General features: G+C 74.0%; 16 protein-coding genes. 6 read left to right on the forward strand and 10 right to left on the reverse strand.

Translation table 11 applies throughout. The features are described from left to right. Positions 1-218: 218 nt before the first annotated feature. The 3 genes from ACVV2G_RS10080 to ACVV2G_RS10090 form a co-directional block, all read right to left on the reverse strand. Positions 219-680: an SSI family serine proteinase inhibitor gene (locus ACVV2G_RS10080; RefSeq protein ID WP_453842285.1), complete on the reverse strand. Its 462-nt coding sequence runs from the start codon at positions 678-680 to the stop codon at positions 219-221. After that, complete coding sequence (locus tag ACVV2G_RS10085; protein ID WP_453842286.1) at positions 677-1,996, reverse strand: M14 family zinc carboxypeptidase; 1,320 nt, start codon at positions 1,994-1,996, stop codon at positions 677-679. Before ACVV2G_RS10085 ends, ACVV2G_RS10080 begins: the two co-directional genes overlap by 4 nt. 216 nt (positions 1,997-2,212) lie before the next feature. After that, positions 2,213-2,764 (reverse strand): FHA domain-containing protein, encoded by a 552-nt coding sequence (locus ACVV2G_RS10090; protein WP_453842287.1) that lies wholly within the window; start codon positions 2,762-2,764, stop codon positions 2,213-2,215. Positions 2,765-2,961: 197 nt separating this feature from the next. Between ACVV2G_RS10090 and treZ the strand changes: the two genes are divergently transcribed. Further along, on the forward strand, positions 2,962-4,707 hold the full coding sequence (gene treZ / locus ACVV2G_RS10095) for a malto-oligosyltrehalose trehalohydrolase (RefSeq protein WP_453842288.1): 1,746 nt from the start codon (positions 2,962-2,964) through the stop codon (positions 4,705-4,707). Between the two features lie 149 nt (positions 4,708-4,856). Here treZ and ACVV2G_RS10100 read toward each other — a convergent pair whose 3' ends face one another. The 6 genes from ACVV2G_RS10100 to ACVV2G_RS10125 form a co-directional block, all read right to left on the reverse strand. After that, positions 4,857-5,795 carry a phosphotransferase family protein gene (locus ACVV2G_RS10100; RefSeq protein WP_453842289.1) on the reverse strand — a complete coding sequence of 313 codons (939 nt, stop codon included), beginning with the start codon at positions 5,793-5,795 and terminating at the stop codon, positions 4,857-4,859. A 76-nt stretch (positions 5,796-5,871) separates the two neighbouring features. Further along, a complete protein-coding gene (locus ACVV2G_RS10105) occupies positions 5,872-7,002 on the reverse strand; it encodes an aminopeptidase P family protein (RefSeq protein ID WP_453842374.1) in 1,131 nt (376 codons plus the stop codon). A 386-nt stretch (positions 7,003-7,388) separates the two neighbouring features. Next, positions 7,389-7,973, reverse strand: a complete 585-nt coding sequence (locus ACVV2G_RS10110) for a PDZ domain-containing protein (RefSeq protein ID WP_453842290.1) — start codon at positions 7,971-7,973, stop codon at positions 7,389-7,391. Between the two features lie 75 nt (positions 7,974-8,048). Continuing rightward, complete coding sequence (gene cyc2, locus ACVV2G_RS10115; RefSeq protein ID WP_453842291.1) at positions 8,049-10,229, reverse strand: germacradienol/geosmin synthase Cyc2; 2,181 nt, start codon at positions 10,227-10,229, stop codon at positions 8,049-8,051. 122 nt (positions 10,230-10,351) lie between these two features. After that, the gene (locus ACVV2G_RS10120) at positions 10,352-11,557 is read right to left on the reverse strand and encodes a damage-control phosphatase ARMT1 family protein (protein WP_453842292.1); all 1,206 of its coding nucleotides are present in this window, start codon (positions 11,555-11,557) and stop codon (positions 10,352-10,354) included. Positions 11,558-11,741: 184 nt separating this feature from the next. Further along, positions 11,742-12,386 (reverse strand): ScbR family autoregulator-binding transcription factor, encoded by a 645-nt coding sequence (locus ACVV2G_RS10125; protein WP_453842293.1) that lies wholly within the window; start codon positions 12,384-12,386, stop codon positions 11,742-11,744. 446 nt (positions 12,387-12,832) lie between these two features. On the opposite strand from ACVV2G_RS10125, the gene ACVV2G_RS10130 reads away from it, so the two are divergent. The 5 genes from ACVV2G_RS10130 to ACVV2G_RS10150 all read left to right on the forward strand — a co-directional run bounded on the left by ACVV2G_RS10130 (position 12,833) and on the right by ACVV2G_RS10150 (position 17,797). Continuing rightward, a complete protein-coding gene (locus ACVV2G_RS10130) occupies positions 12,833-13,846 on the forward strand; it encodes a substrate-binding domain-containing protein (RefSeq protein ID WP_453842294.1) in 1,014 nt (337 codons plus the stop codon). A 182-nt stretch (positions 13,847-14,028) separates the two neighbouring features. Further along, positions 14,029-16,419 (forward strand): sensor histidine kinase, encoded by a 2,391-nt coding sequence (locus ACVV2G_RS10135; protein ID WP_453842295.1) that lies wholly within the window; start codon positions 14,029-14,031, stop codon positions 16,417-16,419. Further along, complete coding sequence (locus tag ACVV2G_RS10140) at positions 16,416-16,835, forward strand: roadblock/LC7 domain-containing protein (protein WP_453842296.1); 420 nt, start codon at positions 16,416-16,418, stop codon at positions 16,833-16,835. Before ACVV2G_RS10135 ends, ACVV2G_RS10140 begins: the two co-directional genes overlap by 4 nt. A 1-nt stretch (position 16,836) precedes the next feature. Further along, positions 16,837-17,196 (forward strand): DUF742 domain-containing protein, encoded by a 360-nt coding sequence (locus tag ACVV2G_RS10145; protein ID WP_453842297.1) that lies wholly within the window; start codon positions 16,837-16,839, stop codon positions 17,194-17,196. Beyond that, positions 17,183-17,797 (forward strand): GTP-binding protein, encoded by a 615-nt coding sequence (locus tag ACVV2G_RS10150; protein WP_453842298.1) that lies wholly within the window; start codon positions 17,183-17,185, stop codon positions 17,795-17,797. The genes ACVV2G_RS10145 and ACVV2G_RS10150 overlap by 14 nt, the downstream gene beginning before the upstream one ends. Positions 17,798-17,816: 19 nt before the next feature. On the opposite strand, the gene ACVV2G_RS10155 is transcribed toward ACVV2G_RS10150, so the two are convergent. After that, positions 17,817-18,776 carry an ABC transporter substrate-binding protein gene (locus ACVV2G_RS10155; RefSeq protein ID WP_453842299.1) on the reverse strand — a complete coding sequence of 320 codons (960 nt, stop codon included), beginning with the start codon at positions 18,774-18,776 and terminating at the stop codon, positions 17,817-17,819. Between the last annotated feature and the right edge of the window lie 67 nt (positions 18,777-18,843).

Raw genomic sequence — 18,843 nt, forward strand, 5'->3', positions numbered from 1 at the left:
GGGCTCACACCTGTCCCTCCCCGCCGCATGGCATCGCGGGGGTGCGCACCCCCGCAGCACAGGGGCGCGCACCCTCCGGGATGCGCGCCCTCACCTCGCGCACGCCGGCGCGGGGCCGCCCCCGGCAAGGGGGCGGCCCCGTACAGGGTGGCCGCGCACAGGGCCACCCCGGCAAAGCGGCCCCGTACAGGACGGCCGTGCTCACCGGTCCGCCCGGCTCACCGTCCCCCGTCCCAGGCGAACACCGCTCCCGTGCTCACCTCCAGCACGCACCTGTTCGGGAAGGTCCGCGTGTACTCCACGGGCTGTCCCCGCCACTGCCCGCGCGCGTGGGCGGTCACCGGGGCGTGGACCATGGGGCAGGGGGCGTCCTGCGGCGGGATGGCCTCGATGCGGCCGTCCGCCGCGTCGAGGTCCGCGCAGGCGCGGGCCGCGCGGGCGTGGCCGCTGGGCGGGTCGCACAGCAGCAGGGCACCGCGGGTCGTGCCGGTGTGGGCATCCGGGCGGTCAGTGGGGTGGAGGCCCGACCGGGCGTCGCCGCGGGTGACGCCGAGGAGGAGCCAGTCGGCCGCCGGTTCCCGTTCCGCGGCGGCCCGTGCCGGGGCCGCGCAGGTGAGGAGGAGGGCGGCAGCCGCCAGGAGGGCGGCCGGAGCCGCTCCGCTCGTGTTGATGTGTGTCATTCCCGGTGCATCGGCACGGCGGCCTCCGGACCCCACCCCGGCTCACCCGAACGGGTGGTGCGGCGCCGCCCGGCCAGTTCGAACGCGGCCAGCACGATCCGCGTCTGGTACTCCACCTGGCGCGCGACCGGGATCCAGCGGGCCGCGCAGCCGTCGCGGTAGTCGGCGCAGCCCTCGTCGACGAGCCGGTCCAGCTCGGGCAGTACGCCCGCGGGGTCGTCCCCGGCCCGAGTCACCAGCTGGTGCAGCAGCCCCGCCGTCCGCAGGGCCAGTCGCCGTCCGGCCAGGCGCAGGGCGACCAGGTGGGCGGTGCTCATCGGGGGGAGCGGCCGGCCCGATCCGTCGTCGGTGTCGGGGTCCCACGCGTCGGCGAGCCGGGGGCAGACCAGCAGGTAGTCGTCGACGGGGGCGAGCAGGTGGGCCGCGTCCGGGTCGGTGGCGACGTGGGGCCGGATGCGGGCGAGGACGCGGTTCAGACGGCGGGTGTCCCGGCGCAGCGCACGGCTCACCGAGCGCAGCACCGCGTCCCGGTCGGCCGGGGGCGAGCCGTCCGCGACGCCGGCCGCGCCCCACATGGGCGCCTCGACGACCGCGGTGACCGTCCCGTAGCGCCGCGGATGGCACCACGTGGACTCCACGGCGGCCTCGGTGATGGCCGCGGTGAGGTCGCCGCGGCGGGGCGGCGGGATGCGGTAGACGGCAGGGCCCAGGTCGGGCCAGTACAGGGTGTCGTAGGCGCCGAGCTCGCGGGGGATGCCGAGGCGGGCCGCGGTGTGGGTGACGCGCTGGGCGAGACCCGGCAGGTCGTGGGTCAGTTCGACGAAGCCGCCGCCGACGTCGACGCCGTGCAGGGAGCACTGCAGGAAGGGCCGCAGTTCGTCCTGGAGGGCGACCAGGGCTCGGGTCTCCGGCAGCGCGGCGTGGTCGGGACCGTCGGGCAGCCACTCGGGCTGCTCCAGGAAACCGGGCCGGAAGAAGTTCCGGGCGTAGCGGTCGAGGGTGTACGGGCCGGACAGCCAGCCCTCGTTGCGGCGCAGGCCGTCGGGGTCGGCGCACAGCAGCAGGTTCCAGGTGGCGTCCGCGCCCTCGGTGAGCCGGGGGTCCGCCAGGGCCCGCTCGGCCAGCCGCAGGGCGGTGGCGCCGCCCACCGGTTCGTTGGCGTGCGGTCCGGCGACGACGAGTGCCTGGCCGCTGCCGTGGCCGACGGAAAGCAGCAGCAGCGGGGTGCCCGCGCGGGACGTGCCGACGCGGCGCAGCCGGGCGTGCCGGGGATGGCGGGCGACGAGCGCGGCGGCCCGGGCACCCAGCTCGTCCACGGTCGGATAGCGCAGGAGGGGTGGCAGGGCACACCTCCAGGATGCGGTTCGTCGGTTCACCCGGATACGCGGTGTACGCACAGTCAGTCACGACTTGGGGGGTACGTCAACACCGTGAAACACGACGGGTTTTGCGCCATCGGGCTCACCCCGCACGGAGTGCGCGACGCCGGGTGAAGGCCAGGCCAGAGCTGTGCTCCGGTCTCCTTCGCCGGCTCAGGCCGCCGCGAGGCGGAAGGCCATCTGGCCGAAGCCGATCTGGTCGCCCTCGCGGACGACCGCCGCACCGATGACCCGCCGTCCGTTGACCGTCGTGCCGTTGGTGGAGCCGAGATCGCGCAGCACCCACATGCCGCCCTGCCGGCTCAGCTCGGCGTGCACGCGGGAGACCGTCTCGTGGGTCAGCCGCAGCCCGCTCGCCGGGTCGCGCCCTATGCGCAGCGGGTGGCCGGTGCCGGGGTGGGGCAGCAGCAGCTTGGGCAGCCGCTCGGCCTGCCAGGCCCGGCGCAGCCGTACGCCGAACCCGGACACCGCCTCGACGGTGCCGAACACCAGCCGCGACACCCGGCCCTCGGTGGGCAGGTCGGCGGTGAGCGCGGCCAGTTCCTCAAGGCGCCGGGCGGCGAGCGCCAGCTCCATCCTGCGGATGAACGTGTCGTGCGACAGACGCCCCATGGCGACGCCGTCCCGGAGCACCTTCAACGCCTTGTCGCGCTCCGTGTCGGACAACCGCGCGGGGTACGTGTTGAACTCGGAGGACGACGTCACGCGGGTGATTGTCGGTCAGCCGGGCCGGAGTGTCCAGAAACCGGGAAATCGACCACCGTGCGTGCGGGCGGCGGCTCCCGCGCGCACGCCGCGCGGACGACACCTGCCGCGAACGGTGCCTTTCCCCAGCGGAGAGATCGCTTTTGCAGGACGATGGACGGGCTACATCACGGTGAGCAGACGAAGGGGAACCGTCCGTGCAGTTCGAGGTGTGGGCACCGCAGGCCGACCGGGTGACGCTGGAGTGCGACGGCGTCACGCGCACGATGGAGCGCGATCCGCGGCGGCCGGGGTGGTGGTGCGGACAGGCCGATGCGCGGGACGGCTCGCGGTACGGCTTCGCGGTGGACGACGGGCCGGTGCTGCCGGACCCGCGCTCGCGCAGGCAGCCGGACGGGCCGGACGGACTCAGCGCGGTCGTCGACCACGGGCGGTACACCTGGGGTGCCGAGTGGTCAGGGCGATCCCTGCCCGGGAGCGTCCTGTACGAGCTGCACGTGGGCACGTACACGCGCGAGGGCACGCTCGACGCCGCCGCCGAGCGGCTCGGGCACCTGGCCGGACTGGGCGTCACGCACGTCGAGTTGATGCCGCTGTGTCCCTTCCCGGGCCGGCACGGCTGGGGGTACGAGGGCGTCTCGCTGTGGGCGGTGCACGAGCCGTACGGCGGGCCCGAGGCGCTGAAACGGTTCGTCGACCGGGCCCACGAACTGGGTCTCGGCGTGGTCCTGGACGTGGTGCACAACCACCTGGGCCCCTCCGGCAACTACCTGCCCGCCTTCGGCCCGTACTTCACCGACACCCACCACACGCCGTGGGGCGTCGCCGTCAACCTGGACGCCCCCGGCTCGGACGAGGTCCGCGCCTACCTGGTGGACAGCGCCCTGGCGTGGCTGCGGGACTACCGGGTCGACGGACTGCGGCTCGACGCGGTGCACGCCCTGGTCGACACGCGCGCGTGCCACTTCCTGGAGGAGCTGTCGGCCGCCGTGGACGGCCTCGCCGCCGAGCTGGACCGTCCGCTGTTCCTGATCGCCGAGTCCGACCTCAACGACCCGCGGATCATCACCCCGCGCGCGCAGGGCGGCATGGGCGTCCACGCACAGTGGAACGACGACTTCCACCACGCCCTGCACACCGCGCTGACCGGGGAGTCGCAGGGCTACTACGCCGACTTCGCACGCGCCCCGCTGGCCGCGCTCGCCAAGACGCTGACCGGGGGCTACTTCCACGACGGCACCTACTCCAGTTTCCGGGGCCGGGCCCACGGACGGCCGCTGGACCGGGGCCGCGTCGCCGCGCACCGGCTGACCGGGTACAGCCAGACCCACGACCAGATCGGCAACCGCGCCCAGGGCGACCGTCTGGCCGCGCTGGTCTCCCCCGGCCTGGCGGCCTGTGCGGCGACCCTGACCCTGACCGCGCCGTTCACGCCGATGCTGTTCATGGGCGAGGAGTGGGCCGCCGGCACGCCCTGGCAGTTCTTCACGGACCACACCGACCCGGAGCTGGCCGAGGCGGTACGCAACGGCAGGCGGCGCGAGTTCGCCGCGCACGGCTGGAAGGAGGAGGACGTGCCCGACCCGCAGGACCCGGCGACACGCGAGCGCTCCTGCCTCGACTGGTCCGAGCCGGAACGCGAGCCGCACGCGCGCGTACTGGACTGGTACCGCCGGCTGATCGCCCTGCGCGGCGAGCGGGCCGACCTGACCGACCCGGATCTCGCCGACACCAGGGTGGCGTACGACGCCGACGCGCGCTGGCTGGCCTTCCGGCGCGGTGACCTGCGGGTGGCCGTCAACCTGGGTCCCGAACCGGTGGCGATCCCCCTGGGGTCCCGTCCCTCGCGCGTGCTCGCCGCGTGGGAACCGGTGCAGGCGCCGGGCGCGGACGGGGTGCTGCGTGTACCGGGCGAGTCGAGCGCCGTCCTCCTGCAGGAGTAGGCGTCCTCTCGTGCTCTCCCAGGAGTGGGGGTGCTCCCCCAGGCGGGAGCCGTACTCCTCCAGCGGTGCGTCGCACTCCTGCTGGGTGCGGCGTCCCTCTCGTACCGCCCTCACTCGTGGGCGCCGCCGCCGCACGGACGGGGAGCCGTTCAGGAGGGGTCGTCCGGGCCGTCCTCGCGCAGTTCCGTCACCCGTTCCAGCAGGATCGGCTCCCAGGCGCGCCGCAGCCGGGTCCTGAGCACGGGGACGGACGCGGGTGCGGCCGGCCGGCCGGCGAGCGCCCCGGCCAGACCGACCAGCGCGTCGCAGCGGGCCAGCCACAGGCCGCGCAGGCAGGGACGGGCGCCGTAACCGGCGAGGGTGGCGGCGCGGACGGCGGCGGGCGAGCCGACGGACAACGCGAGCGCGGCGATGTCCTCGGCGGGGTCCCCGAGCACGGCGTCGGTCCAGCCGAGGACGCCGCGCACCCGGCCGTCGGAGCCGACCACGAGGTGTTCGCCGGCCAGGCCGTGGTGGACGAGGACCGCCGCGCCGGGCTGGGCGCCCAGCTGGGCCGTCGCCTCGGGGGTGAGCCGCTCCGGTCGCGCGGCGTCGAACTCGTCGGCCTCGGCGAGGCGCCGGGCGGCGCGCTCGGCGGCCTGCCGCAGCGTCTCCAGCGAGCGCGGGGCGGCCCGGGGCACGCCGAGGGTCTCCGCCTGGCGGACCGGCACCTCACGCAGCCCGGTGAGCAGCGCCGCCAGGTCCGCCTCGCCGAGGGCCGACACGTCGTGGTCCTCCCCCGACCCGCCGGGCACCCGGGCGTCCAGCGTGTACGTCAGGCCCGGCGCCCACTCCCCGTGTGCCACGCTCGTCGGCACCGTGACGCAGACGCAGGGGCGGACCAGCTCGCGCAGACGCAGTTCGCGCCGCTGCCGCACCGCGGCCCCGCGGTCGGGGGCCAGGCGCAGCACGTGGCGGGTGCCGGCCCACCAGGTGGCGGGCCCGGTGGCCTCCGCGACGGGCCGGACCTCGAGGTCCGCACTCTCGCTCAGCAGGGAACGGACCAGTCGGCGGACGGTGTCCGCGGTGGGTGTCGGTGCCTGGGTCATGGTCGGGCCGTCGTCTTCCGGGTCTGCCGGGGCGTTCGTGGTCCGCCGGGGCGTTTCGGGGTCTCTCGGTCGCCGGTCACTGCACGGTGACCATCTCCCGGGTGGTGTCGTTGAGACGCCGGCCGCCGTCCCGGGTGACCGTGACGATGTCCTCGATCCGTGCCCCGAACCGGCCGGGCAGATAGACGCCGGGCTCGACGGAGAAGCACATGCCGGGCACGAGGGGCTGCTCCTCCCCCTCGATCATGTACGGCGGCTCGTGCGTGGTGACGCCGATGCCGTGCCCGGTACGGTGGATGAAGTACTCGCCGTAGCCGGCGCCGGCGATGACCGCGCGGGCCGCCCGGTCCACCTCCTGGCAGGCGACGCCGGGCCGCACCGCCCGGAAACCCGCTTCCTGCGCCTCGCGGACGAGGTCGTGCACCCGGCGCTCCTCGTCGGTGGGCTCGCCCACTTGGACGGTGCGGGAGGTGTCGGAGCCGTAGCCGTCCTTCAGGCCGCCGAAGTCCAGGACGATCATGTCGCCGTCCTCGATGACGCGGTCACCGGCCTCGTGGTGCGGGTTGGCGCCGTTCGGACCGGAGGCGACGATGGTGAAGTCGACCTGGGAGTGCCCGGACCGCCGCAGCAGGCCGGCGAGGTCGGCGGCGACCTCGGACTCCCGGCGCCCGCCGAAGCGGACCGTGCGGATCTCCTCGAAGGCGGCGTCCGCGGCCGCCCCCGCCGCGGCCAGCAGCTCCAGCTCCGCCGCGTCCTTGACCGCCCTCAGCATGGGCAGCGCCTCGGTGAGGGAGGCGTACGTGGTGCCGGGCAGCTCCCGCTGGAGGGCCAGCAGGTGCATCGCCCACGCGTTGTCGCTGATCCCGAACCGGCCCGAGCCGTCGAGGAGCGCGGCGGTGGCGGCGTAGGGGTCCTTGCCGTCGGTCCAGTCGCGCAGGGTCAGGGCGGGCGCGCCGACGGCCTTCTCGGCGTCGGGGGCCTCCAGGGCCGGCACGACGAGGACGGGGTCGCGGCCGGGGGCGAGGACGAGCAGGGTGAGCCGTTCGGTGGTCGCGGTGGGCGCGTAACCGGTGAGCCACACGAGGTCCGGTCCCGGTGCCACCAGCAGTCCGGCCAGGCCCGCGTCGGCGGCCGCGTTCGCGGCGCGCTCCATGCGGGTCCGGTAGTCGTCGGTGGTGAAGGGAGCAGCGGGTGCGCTGCCGGTCATCCGGGCCTCCCTGGGCGGCGAGAGCAGGTCCATGGGCAGCATCCTGCCTCTGGCACGGGGGCGACGCGAGCCGATTCGCACGAAGCGGCCCCTCGCCCGTGGCCGGGTGAGGCACGAGCACGGGGCGGCGGGGCCCGGCGCCGGGCGGCCGGAACGGGAGCGGGCCGGGACCACGTGCCTCCCGCGTTCGGGGAGCCGCGGACGGGAGCGGGGCGCGGGATCGCCGGACGACCCGTGGCGGTCCGACCGGCGCCGAGGTGGCCGCCGCGGACGCCCCGGGAGGCGGGTGGGCCGGGGGCGGCTCACGAGCCGCCTTCCGTACGGTCGCACTCCGGAGGTCGCCGGCCGACGCGTACGGGCCGCAGGCCCCGCACGGGCGGGGCGGGTCACGTGACGACGCCCGGTACGGCCGTCAGCTGCTGGTAGCCGCCGCTCTCGTGGCGCACCGTGACCTTGACCTCCTTGCCCGGCCGGGCGCGGGCCACGGCGCGTGCGAGGTCGGCGGCCGAGTCCACGCGGGCCGTGCCGAACGTCAGGAGCACGTCGCCCCGGACCAGGCCGGCCGCGTATCCGGGGCCCGGCACGTGGACGCCCACCACGAGGGCCCCCGGCTTCTCGTCATCCACGGCCTCCACACCGAGGGTCGCGGTGGCCGGCGCCGGGGAGGGGGACCGGCCGCCCGACGGGTGCGCCGGGACGGCCCGGGTGCCCGGCGGCGCCCCCGCACCCGACGCCCCCGCCTGCCGCCGCATCTCGGCCAGTTCGCTCATGCCGATGACCGTGGCGCCCACCGTCCCGAGCCCCACACCCGCCAGGAGCAGGACGGTCGCGGCGCACACGCCGAGCAGCAGGCTGGTGAGCCGGCGGCGGCGCCGGCGCCCGGTGTGCGGGCGCCGCCCGTCGTCGGGCGCGGTACCGGCCCGCGGTTCCCGGCCGGGCATCGGCTTGGGTCGCAGCACTGTCTGTTCCATGGATCGCCTCCGGCTGGTGCTCTACCCGGCGCACCAGCGCGTGACGAGCCACGAACGAGTGAGACTGAACGCCGGTCAGGCCGTCGGAACGGGGCTGCTCCTGGGGACGGGTACGGCCGGGATCCGGTCCGGGAGGAAGCCGTGGGTGCGCCCGGCCAGGTAATCGGCCTTGTACCGCGGAACCTCCCGGTGCCAGTTGAGGATGCCGGCCATCCAGTTCTGCAGGTCGGTCACGTAGCCCCGCATGACGGCTCTCGCCTCGTCGGTCAGCTGGAAGTCGTCGTACACGACGGGCAGTTCGTGCGCGACCACGTGCTCGAACTGGCGCATGCGCTGGTTCATCAGGTCCTGCACGACGCCGAGGGCGGCCGGATAGTCGACGCCGAAGAAGTTCTGCACGACGAGGACGGCGTTGTGGACCTCGCCCTCGTACTCGATCTCCTTCTGGTACGAGAAGACGTCGTTGAGGAGGCACGCGTAGTCGATCGCCGCGTTCTCCAGGGAACGGACGGGGCCACTGCGGTAGACCTCGGGCGGGACGGCCGGCCCGTGTCCGGCACGGCACAGGCCCAGGGTGAGGTCGGAGCCGAAGGTGGCGCGCCGCATCTCCAGGTAGTCCACCGGGTCGGGGACGCGGTTCTGGATCTGGTTGGCCAGCTCCCACACCCAGGCTTCGGTCATCTTGTCGACGGCCGCCTTCAGCGGGCGCCGCTGCTCGGGCGTCATGCCGGCGGTCGTGCGCGCCCACAGGTCGATCAGGGAGCGTTCCATGGCGTTGGCCGGCGGCAGGACCGGCTCACCGTCGAGCGGCATGCAGGCCGACAGACGGGCCGTGGTCAGCCGGGCGGCGGCCAGGTCGCGGCGGTGGCCGTAGACCAGCGGGTAGTAGTCGTCGCCGTAGGTGCCGAAGGCCAGCCAGTCGGAGGCGAGGTCCAGCTCCTCCTGGGTGGCGTCCGGGTCGAGGCCCGCGGCACACAGGGGCAGGTCGCAACTCGCGAGCTTGTCCTCGTCCCAGACGCCTTCGCTGAGGAACCCCATTTCCCGCGACCACTCGGACAGATGCCGCCGGGCGCCGTCCAGGGCGGGGCTCAGCTCCAGCGGGAACGGCATGCGGATGTCGGGGATGACCGAGGGGCCGACCTTCTGGAAGGGCACGTACGTGTAGGGGCGCGCCCGCTCGGCGGCGGCCGCGGCGAGCAGCGTCCCGACGTTCGCGGCGGAGGTGCCGGGACCGGTCAGCGCCTGCCAGCCGGCGAGGGGCCGGGCGCCCTCGTTCATGTACCGGCTGGAGCGCATGTGCCACTCGTGGCCGCCGGACTGCCAGTCCTGCAGGCCTTTCGCGTACAGTCCGACGGCGCCGACCTCGGCCGGGGTCAGGCCGTTCTCCAGGGCCGTCGCGGGCACCTCGGTGAAGGCGGTGTGCTCGAACTGGTGCAGCCGGGAGGTGAGGACGTCGTTGACCAGCTCGGCGGCCTCCTGGGTGGTGCAGCCGAAGAAGGTCTCCAGGACCAGGACCCCGTTGCTCAGCTCCCCCTCGTCCTCGACCTCGCGCTGGTAGGAGAAGAGGTCGTTGCGCAGGTGCACGGCGTCGGAGAACGTCTCCATCAGCACCCTGAGCGCCCTGGACCCGGCGACGGCGGCGGGCACCTCGGCGGTCGCGTACTCCACGAGCCCGGCCGACCAGGGGGCGCCGCCGACCTTGCGGCGCATCTCGATGTACTCGACGGGGTTGGCGATCCGCCCCTCGTTGATGTTGGACAGCTCCCACAGGGACTCGTTGAGCAGGTGCTCGGTGGCGACGGCGAAGCGGCGGCGCCAGTCGGCCGACATCGCCGGCACCGTGCGCGTCCAGAGGTCGGCGAGGCCGGCCTCGACCGGGTTCTCCGGCTCGGGCATCACGGTGGTGAGGTCGAGCGGCATGAACAGGGGGAGCCGGTCGAGGTGGGCCTTGCCGCCGACGCGGTCCTGGGTGCGCTTGAACTTCTCCAGGAAGTGGTCGTCGAAGAAGAAGACCCACACGTACCAGTCGGTGATGAGGGAGAGCGCCGGCCCGTCGCAGTCGGGGTGGGTGTAGGCGCAGAGCAGACCGTAGTCGTGTGCGTCGAGGTCGGATTGCTCCCAGACCCCGGAGCCCTCCAGCATGCCCATCTCGCGCGCCCACGTCGTCGAGTGGGCGCGGGCCTCGTCGAGATGCGGGTTGAGCCGCGCGGGATGCGGCATGTAGAAGTGCGGTAGTTCGAAGGGCTGTTGCGTCATGGCCGGGCACTACCCACGGCCCCGCGGGCACATCCGCGGGGCGGCACATGATCACACCATCGCGTGAATCGGGGCGGAACGCGGGAACTTTCGCCGATGCACCTCTCCGGACCGCCGGGCGCTCAGTGCCCGACCTGGATCAGCGCGTGCGTCCCGCTCGTCCGCCAGTTCCGTTCCCCGCTCGCCTCCAGCGCGGCCTCCGTCTCCGCGGCCAGGCCGGTGATCACGTCGGACTTCAGGGTGCGCAGCGCGGCGACGGGGCCGGGGAAGTACGCGGTGACCGCCGCGAAGGACGTGGTCGGGGGCCACCACCGGTCGCCCACCAGGCGGCGGTAGTTCAGGTCGCCCTTGAGGACGGTGACCGTGGCCGCGGCGAACTCGGCGCGCAGGTCGCCGGGCATGTCCGCGTACGGCAGCGGGGCGCAGGAGAAGGGGTGGGCGCGGACGGTGACGCGGCCGTCGGCCAGTGCCGTCCACAGGCGGTCGCCGTACTCGGCGGCCGCTCCGCCCGCCGCCACGAGCCGGTGCAACGCGTCCAGCAGATCGGCGGGTGTGGCGTCGGATACGTAGTACGGGTGCGGTTTGACGTGCAGCACCGCCCGTCCGATGCGGCCCTCGGCGAGGAGGTGGGAGACGAGGAGCAGGTCGGGGACGAGTTCGCGGCCGGCGTTGTCGGCGACGAGGCACAGGGTCGCCGGGGCCGGGGTGTCCGCCCCGGCGGGCGGCAGGAGTGTCAGGAGTGCGTCGCCGTCGTCGGCGACCAAGGCCCCGACCCGGTCCCCGGGACGGGCACCGCCCTCGGAGAGGCGGAAGCCGAGGTCGGCGCGGTTGCCCCAGAGCGAGCCGTGCAGCAGGGCCGGGAGCCGCTCCTCGGCGGGCAGACCGGCCAGGTCGTCCAGCGCGGCCAGTTCCTCCTCCGTCTCGGGGGCGTCGAGTTCGGCGAGCTTGGCGGGCCGGAAGGGGTCGACGCCCTGCCAGGGGCCGGGGCCGAAGTAGCCGGCGGCGTCGAGGAGCCGGCGGTAGAAGTGGCTCTCGGCCCACAGCCAGGGCACCTCGAACCAGGAGCGGCCGGCGTACCGGTCCATCCCCCACTGCGCCCAGCGGTGCCGGTCCTCGGCGCCGGCCTCGACGGGCAGCGGCTCGACGGCACCGCCGGCGCAGCTCGCGAGCAGCGCGTCGAGGGCGCCGCGCCGTTCCGGGTCGTAGGGGAACGCCTCCCGCACCTGCCGGACGACGGCCGGGTGCCGTTCGGCCAGCACGCCGTGGGGGAAGGACCCCGGCTCGTCGCCGAGGATGACGGGGGCGGGCTCGGGCGGGGTGTCGGACATGCGCCTCACCGTAGCGCGCGGCCCGGGCGGGACGGCGGGCACACGCCTCACCGTGGCACGCGCCCCGGGCGGCACGGCGGATCCGGCCGCGCCCCGAAGGGAAGCCGTGGCAGGAAGCCCCGACGGGAAGCCGTGGCAGGTGGCTCCGCACGGAGGCCCGCGCGGCCGAAGGCTCCGCTCCGGGTCAGGCGTTGCTCATGTCCCGCTCCAGGCGGGCCGCCAGGGTGAGGTAGCGCGCGCGTCGGGTGACCGGCACCATGCCCCGGATGAGGAGGCGCCACATCCCGGCCAGGCGGCGCGGCTGCCGCGCGTCGGGTTCGAGGGTGCCCACGACCCGCGTGCCGACGATGGAGCAGACCAGGGTGTGGGCGACGGAGTCGACGTCGATGTCCGGGTGCACGTCGGACTGCCGGACGGCGTCCAGGAGACGGGACGAGGCGATCTCCCGCCACTCGGTGAAGGGATGCGGAAGCGGCGGCCGTACCGCCACTCCCCCGGTGGCGAGCCGCAGACCGGCACGCAGGACCGGCCCCTCCTCGCACAGCCGGGCCATGGCGAACGTGAGGCGCATCAGGGCCTCCAGCGAGGTGTACCCCTTGCCGTCCAGCTCCGCCGCCAGCCGGCGCGACGTGAGGGACTGGAGTTCCATGATGGCGTGGGCGAGGTCCTCCTTCGCCGCGAAGTGGAAGTACAGGGCGCCCTTGGTGACTCCGGCGTGGGCCACGATCTCGCTGAGGCTGGTCGATTCGTAGCCGTGACGGTCGAACAGCTCGGCGGCGGCCCCGAGGATCGTCGCGCGGGTCTGTTCGGCGCGTAGCTGCCTCGCCATCGGCTGGACTCTCCCGGGCTGGAACTCAACAGGCCGTGCCGCCTGTATTAACCCCCAGTACAAGATAACGCACCGTCAGTTCGGCTTGTCCGCGCCCCCGCACGCCCACGCCCCCGCGCCCGCGCCCGCGGCAGCACGGCTTCCGTTTCCCCGACGGCGGCACGGCCCGTCCGTTCACGGTCCGGTCGGCGTTCCGTGCCGGACGCCCTCGGCGTCCCCCGCACGACGTGACCGGAGCGGGCCCCGCCGGCGTGCCCCACCCGCCCCGTTCATCACGATGCGGCACCGACAGCTCGTGGCAGCTCGCGGATCACTTGACTACCGGCCGTCACACACGGTTTGCTCCGGCCAGGCGAGATTCACCCGGTCGGCGTACCGACACGCGGCTCCGGGCCCCCTCTCTCCGTTCCTCCTGCTCGGCCGCACAGCGAGGTGCCGCGACCCCCATGAGTACTGCTCCCCCACCCGTCCCCACCCCCGGACGCCGACACGCCCTGGCCCTCGCCACGGCCGTCTGTCTCCTGGCGGCCGGCTGTTCCGCCCTCGGCGGGGACGGGGACGACTCGTCCGCCGACGCCGCGGGCGGGTCCGGCGGCGACCGGATGAAGATCACGATGGTCACCCACGGCGGTGAGGGCGACGCGTTCTGGGACCGCGTGCGCAAGGGCGCCGAGGCGGCCGCCGCCAAGGACGGCTTCGACCTCACGTACGCCGGTGACGCCGACGCCGCCGACCAGGCCGATCTGGTGCGGGACGCGATCCGCGACAAGGCCGACGGCATCGCCGTGACCCTGGCCAAACCGCAGGCGATGAAGGGACCGGTCGCCGAGGCCAGAAAGGCCGGCATCCCCGTGGTCGGCCTCAACTCCGGTATCGACGCCTGGCGGTCGACCGGACTTCTCGGGTACTTCGGGCAGGACGAGAGCGTCGCGGGCCGCGCCGTCGGCGAGAAGCTGAACGAACTCAAGGCCCGGCACGCCCTGTGCGTCATCCACGAGCGGGGCAACGTCGCGCTGGAGGCCCGCTGCGCCGGCGTGAAGAAGACCTTCGGGGGCGAGACCGAGATGCTCTACGTCGAGGGCACCGACATGAAGGCGGTGGGCGCGGTGGTCACCGCGCGGCTGCGGCAGGACACCAGCATCGACGAGGTCGTCATGAACGGCGCGGCGTTCGCCCTCACCGCGGTCGAGTCCGTCGACGAGGCGGGCAGCGGCGCCCACGTCGCCACCTTCGACCTCGACGAGGAGCTGGTCTCCGCGGTCAAGCGGGGGGACGTGCAGTTCGCGGTGGACCAGCAGCCGTACCTGCAGGGGTATCTGGCGGTGGACGCGCTCTGGCTGTACCGCACCAACGGCAACGTCAGCGGCGGCGGGGTGGCGCCCGTGCTGACCGGCCCCGCCTTCGTGACCCGGACGAACGCCGACGCGGTCGCGCGCTTCGCCGCGGAAGGCACCCGGTGACCGGGGCGCCCGGCGACGGGCCCGGACCCGGCAGGCGGGAAGGCCGCCGCCCGGCGGGAACCCGGCGGCCGGCGGCGACTGGTGCCCGCGTCCCCCGGCCGCCGGAGCCGTCACCGCGCACCCGGCACCTCGGCCACCCCGGCCACTCCCGCTCCCGCTCCCACTGATCGCCTAGGACGACGATGTCTGCACGGACAGGTGCCCGGCGCCGCCTCGGCTCCATACGGCTCTCCCTCATCCTCCTGGCCCTGGTTCCCGGCGTCACCCTCGCCACGGTGTGGGGGGTGACGACGATCCAGATGTTCTCGGAGGGCCTGCGGCTGCGCGCCCAGACCGAGCTGAGCCGTTCCACCGGGGCCATGGGCACCGAAGCGGCCCTCGCGCTGCAGAAGGAGCGCAGACTGTCGGCGGCGTGGCTGGCCGAACCCGGCGGCGACCGGGCGGAGCTGGACGCCCAGCGCAGGAGGACGGACGCGGCGGTCGCCCAGCTGGTCGGCCGGTCCGACGCGATCGAGCACGCGCCCGACCGGATCTCGGACCGGCTGTACTCGGTACTCGGCTCGGTGGGCAGCCTGGAGTACTACCGCGACCAGGTCGACGACCCCAGCGACATCACCCCCGACCAGGCGCTCGACCAGTACACCTCGATCATCGACGAGCAGATCCACGCCTTCCAGGAGCTCTCCCAGGTCGACGACGGCGACCTGACCTCGCAGGCCGGGCCGCTGGTCGCCCTGGAGCACGCGGCGGAGCTGGCCTCCCAGGAGGACGCCCGGCTGACCCTGGCCTGGCCGTCCGGCCGGATGGACGAGCAGGAGTGGACCCGGTTCACCCAACTGGTCCACACCCGGCGCTGGCTCGTCCAGGATCAGATCGTGCCCTCCCTGCGGGGCAGCGCCAAGGCGGAGACCGAGCGGATCCTCGCCAGCCCCGAGTGGCGGACCCTGGAGTCCGTCGAGGACCAGGTGCTCGCCGCCCGCGCGGCGGGCGACGAGGACCGCATCGACCTGCCGGACGCGCGGGACCGGTGGACCACCGCCCTGAGCGAGGTCTCCGACCAGTACACGGCGCTGATCCGGCAGCAGACGGACGGACTGCTCGACCGCAGCGCCGACGAGGCGCGCGGACTGCTGATCACCGCCGCCTCCCTCAGCGCGGGCGGCCTGGTCGCCCTGCTGCTGTGCGTCGGCATGTCCTGGCGCATCACCCGCTCGCTCTCCCGCCGGCTGCGCGGGCTGCGGCTGGCCACCCTGAGCCTGGCCGAGGAGCGGCTGCCCGACGTGGTGGCCCGGCTGGAACGGGGCGAGACGGTCGACGTGGAGTCCGCGACCCCGCCGCTGGACTACGGACAGGACGAACTCGGCCAGGTCGCGCAGGCCTTCAACACGGCGCAGCGCACCGCCGTGCACACCGCGGTCGAACTCGCGGACACCCGGCGGGGCTTCCAGAAGGTGATCCTCGGCATCGCCCGGCAGAGCCAGAACCTGGTCAACATGCAGCTCGGCAAGCTGGACGCGCTGGAGCGCGAGCACACCGACCCCGAGATCCTCAAGGGCCTCTACGAACTGGACTCCGCGGCAAGCCAGTTGCGCCGCTACGAGGAGAACCTCGTGATCATCAGCGGCGAACAGCCCCGGCGCACCTGGCGCGAGCCCGTCGCGTTGGTCGACATCCTGCGCAGCGCAGTCGGGGAGGTCGCCGAGTACCAGCGGGTGGAGCTGCACACCGACGAGGAGGTCGCGCTCGCCCCGCCCGCGGTGGCCGACGTGATCCACCTGCTCGCCGAACTCATCGACAACGCCACCGTCTACTCCCCCGCCCCCCACCCGGTCGGGGTGCGGGCCGCGATGGTCGCCAAGGGCCTGGCCGTCGAGATCGAGGACCGCGGCCTCGGTCTGTCGGAAGAGGACTACGCCTCGCTCAACGCCCAGCTCGCCGTGGAGCCGCAGTTCGACGTGGTGGCGCTCGCGGACGACCTGCGACTCGGCATGTTCGTCATCGCCCGGCTCGCGCACCGGCACGGCATCACCGTGACGCTGCGGTCCTCCCCGTACGGCGGGACCACCGCGATCGTGCTGATCCCGCACGACATCGTGGTGCCGGAGCCGTCCGCCGGGGCCGGTGGCACCGGCGGCCCGGCGGCCCCCGAAGTACCCGAGGCCCCCCGGGCTCCCGAGGCCCCCGCGCGCGTCTCGTCCTCCGCCTCCGGGACGGACCGCCCGGCCGTCGTGGCACGGCCCTCGCGGCCGGTCCGCCCCGGCCCGGACGCGACCGCCACCGCCGCGCAGGGCGACGGGCTCGTGCCGCTGCCCCGCCGGGTGCCGCAGACGAGCCTCGCCGCCGAACTCCGCGACGAGGGCCCCGCCACCGGCCCGGACGCCGTCGGCGACGACGACTTCGCCGGCTTCACCGCCGAGCGCGCCGCCTCGTCCCTCGCCGGCTTCCAGCGCGGCACGTTGCGGGCCCAGGCCGACGACGCCGGGGGCGACGCCGACGACGGGCAGGCCCTCTCCTCCACCGTCCCCTCGACTCCGACCGACGACCGACGACCGCCCACGAAGGACCAGCGATGACCCGACCCTCCCCCGCCACGCACACCGAGCTGGACCAGCTGCTCACCGGACTCGTGGAGCGGGTCGCCGACGTGAACCAGGCGGTGGTGCTCTCCGAGGACGGACTCGTCGTCAGCAAGTCGACCGGCTTCCTGCGCGACGACGCCGAACGACTGGCGGCGACCGCCTCGGGTCTGATGAGCCTCAGCAAGGGCGTCAGCATGGACTTCCGGGGCGGTCCGGTGCGCCAGGCGCTCATCGAGATGGCCAACAGCTACCTGATCCTCACCTCGGCGGGCCCGGGCGCCCACCTCGTCGTCCTCACCGGACCGAACGCCGACGTCGGTGTCGTGGCGTACCAGATGAACATGCTGGTGAAGAAGATAGGCGAGCATCTGAGCGCGGCACCGCGGGCCACCGGCGCCCCCGGCGAGTGACGTGACCGGAGGCGACGCGGGGGGCCGGCTCGTGCGGCCGTTCGCCCTGACCGGCGGCCGGACCCGGCCCAGCCGCGCCGACTTCACCCTCATCACGACGGTGACCGCGGTCGACCCGCAGCCCGCTCGGGCCGCGCGACCGCAGCCCGAGCACCTGCGCATCCTGCGGCTGTGCGCCGAACCGGTCGCCGTCGCGGAGGTCGCGGCCCGCCTCGACCTGCCGGTGAGCGTGGTCGTGATCCTGCTCTGCGACCTGCTGGAGGCGGGCCGGATCACCGCCCGGCCGCCGCGCCTCGTCTCCCGCGCCACCCCGGACCTGGACCTGCTGCAGAAAGTGAGGGACGGCCTTGGCCGGCTCTGACCGCGCCGTTCCGGCGCCCACGGCACCCGTATCCCCGGCCGCCGCACCCGAGGCGGTGAAGATCCTCATCGCGGGGGGTTTCGGCGTCGGCAAGACCACCATGGTCGGGTCGGTGAGCGAGATCGCCCCGCTGCGCACCGAGGAACCGCTGACCGCGGCGGGCCTGGACGTGGACGACCTGGCCGGCATCGAGGAGAAGCGGGCCACGACCGTGGCCCTGGACTTCGGGCGGATCAGCATCGGCGGGGAGCTGGTGCTGTACCTCTTCGGCACGCCCGGCCAGCAGCGGTTCTGGTTCATGTGGAACGACCTGGCGATCGGGGCCCTCGGCGCCGTGGTACTGGTCGACGTCCGCAGACCGGAGTCGAGCTTCGCCGCCGTCGACTTCTTCGAGCGGCGGGGCATTCCGTTCGTCGTCGGCGTCAACGGCTTCCACGGGCGGCACCCCTACCCGGCCGAGGACGTCCGCGAGGCCCTGGCGCTGCCGGAGCACGTTCAGGTGCTGCTGTGCGACGCGCGGGAGCGGGCCTCCTGCCGGGACGTGCTCGTCGCGCTGATCGACCAGCTGATCGACGCCGCGGCCGGGACCGCGGCGCCGTGACGGCGGCCGGACCGGGGCGTCAGCTCAGACCGGCCGACGCGAGCCATTCCTTGGCCACGTCCAGGGGGTCCTTCTTGTCCAGCTGGATCTGGGCGTCCAGGTCCAGGAGTGTCTTGGTGTCCAGCTTGGCGGAGACCGCGTTGAGTGCGGCGACGCCCTCCTCGGGGAGCCCCTCCTCGTGGACCAGCGGTGTCACGTTCGCGTACCCGAAGAGGTTCTCCGGGTCCTTCAGGACGACGAACTTCTCCTTGACGATGGTCGGGTCGGTGGTGAAGACGTCCGCCGCCTGCACGGTGTTCCTGGTCAGTGCCGACTGGGTCAGCGGGCCGCCCGCGTCGAGCGCCTTGAAGGACTTGAACTTCAGGCCGTAGACGGACTCCAGGCCCTTCAGCCCCTGCTGCCGGGTCTGGAACTCGGGCGAGCCGCCGATCACCAGGTCCGGGGCGACATCCTTCAGGTCGGCGAGGGTCGACTCCGCGGTGAGCCCGTACTTCTCCGCGGTCTCGGCGTTGACGCTGACCGAGTCCTTGTTCTCGGCCGGCGACGACTCCAGCAGCGTCAGCTTCCCGTCCAGCTTCGCCTTCGCCGCCTCGTTCACCGCCTCGACGGACTTCTGCTCGGCCCCGGAGTCGAGGTAGGCCAGCAGCGAGCCGTTGTACTCCGGCAGCACCGTGACCGAGCCGTTCTTCATCAGGCCGTACGTCGTCTCGCGGCTGCCGATGTTGTGCTTGTACGTGACCTTGAGACCCTTGGCCTTGAGCGCCTCGCCGTAGATGTCGGCGAGCAGGGTGCTCTCTGCGAAGTTGTTCGAGCCGACGACGACGGTGCCGGCCTCCGCCTTCTCCCCGGCGAGCGGGTTGTCGGCGGTGTCGTCGGAGGAGGAACAGCCCGCGAGCAGCGCCGCCGCGGCGGTGAGCGCGACGGCCGCCGCGCCGGTGTGCCTCGTCCTGGACCTGCTGCTCTGCGCGGTAGAAGTCATCCACCGATCCAAACGAGCCGGTTGTCGGTCAGTCAAGAACGGCCTGGTCACGGTTTCACGCCGGTGT

It is taken from the genome of Streptomyces sp. JK94 (genome assembly GCF_053613315.1).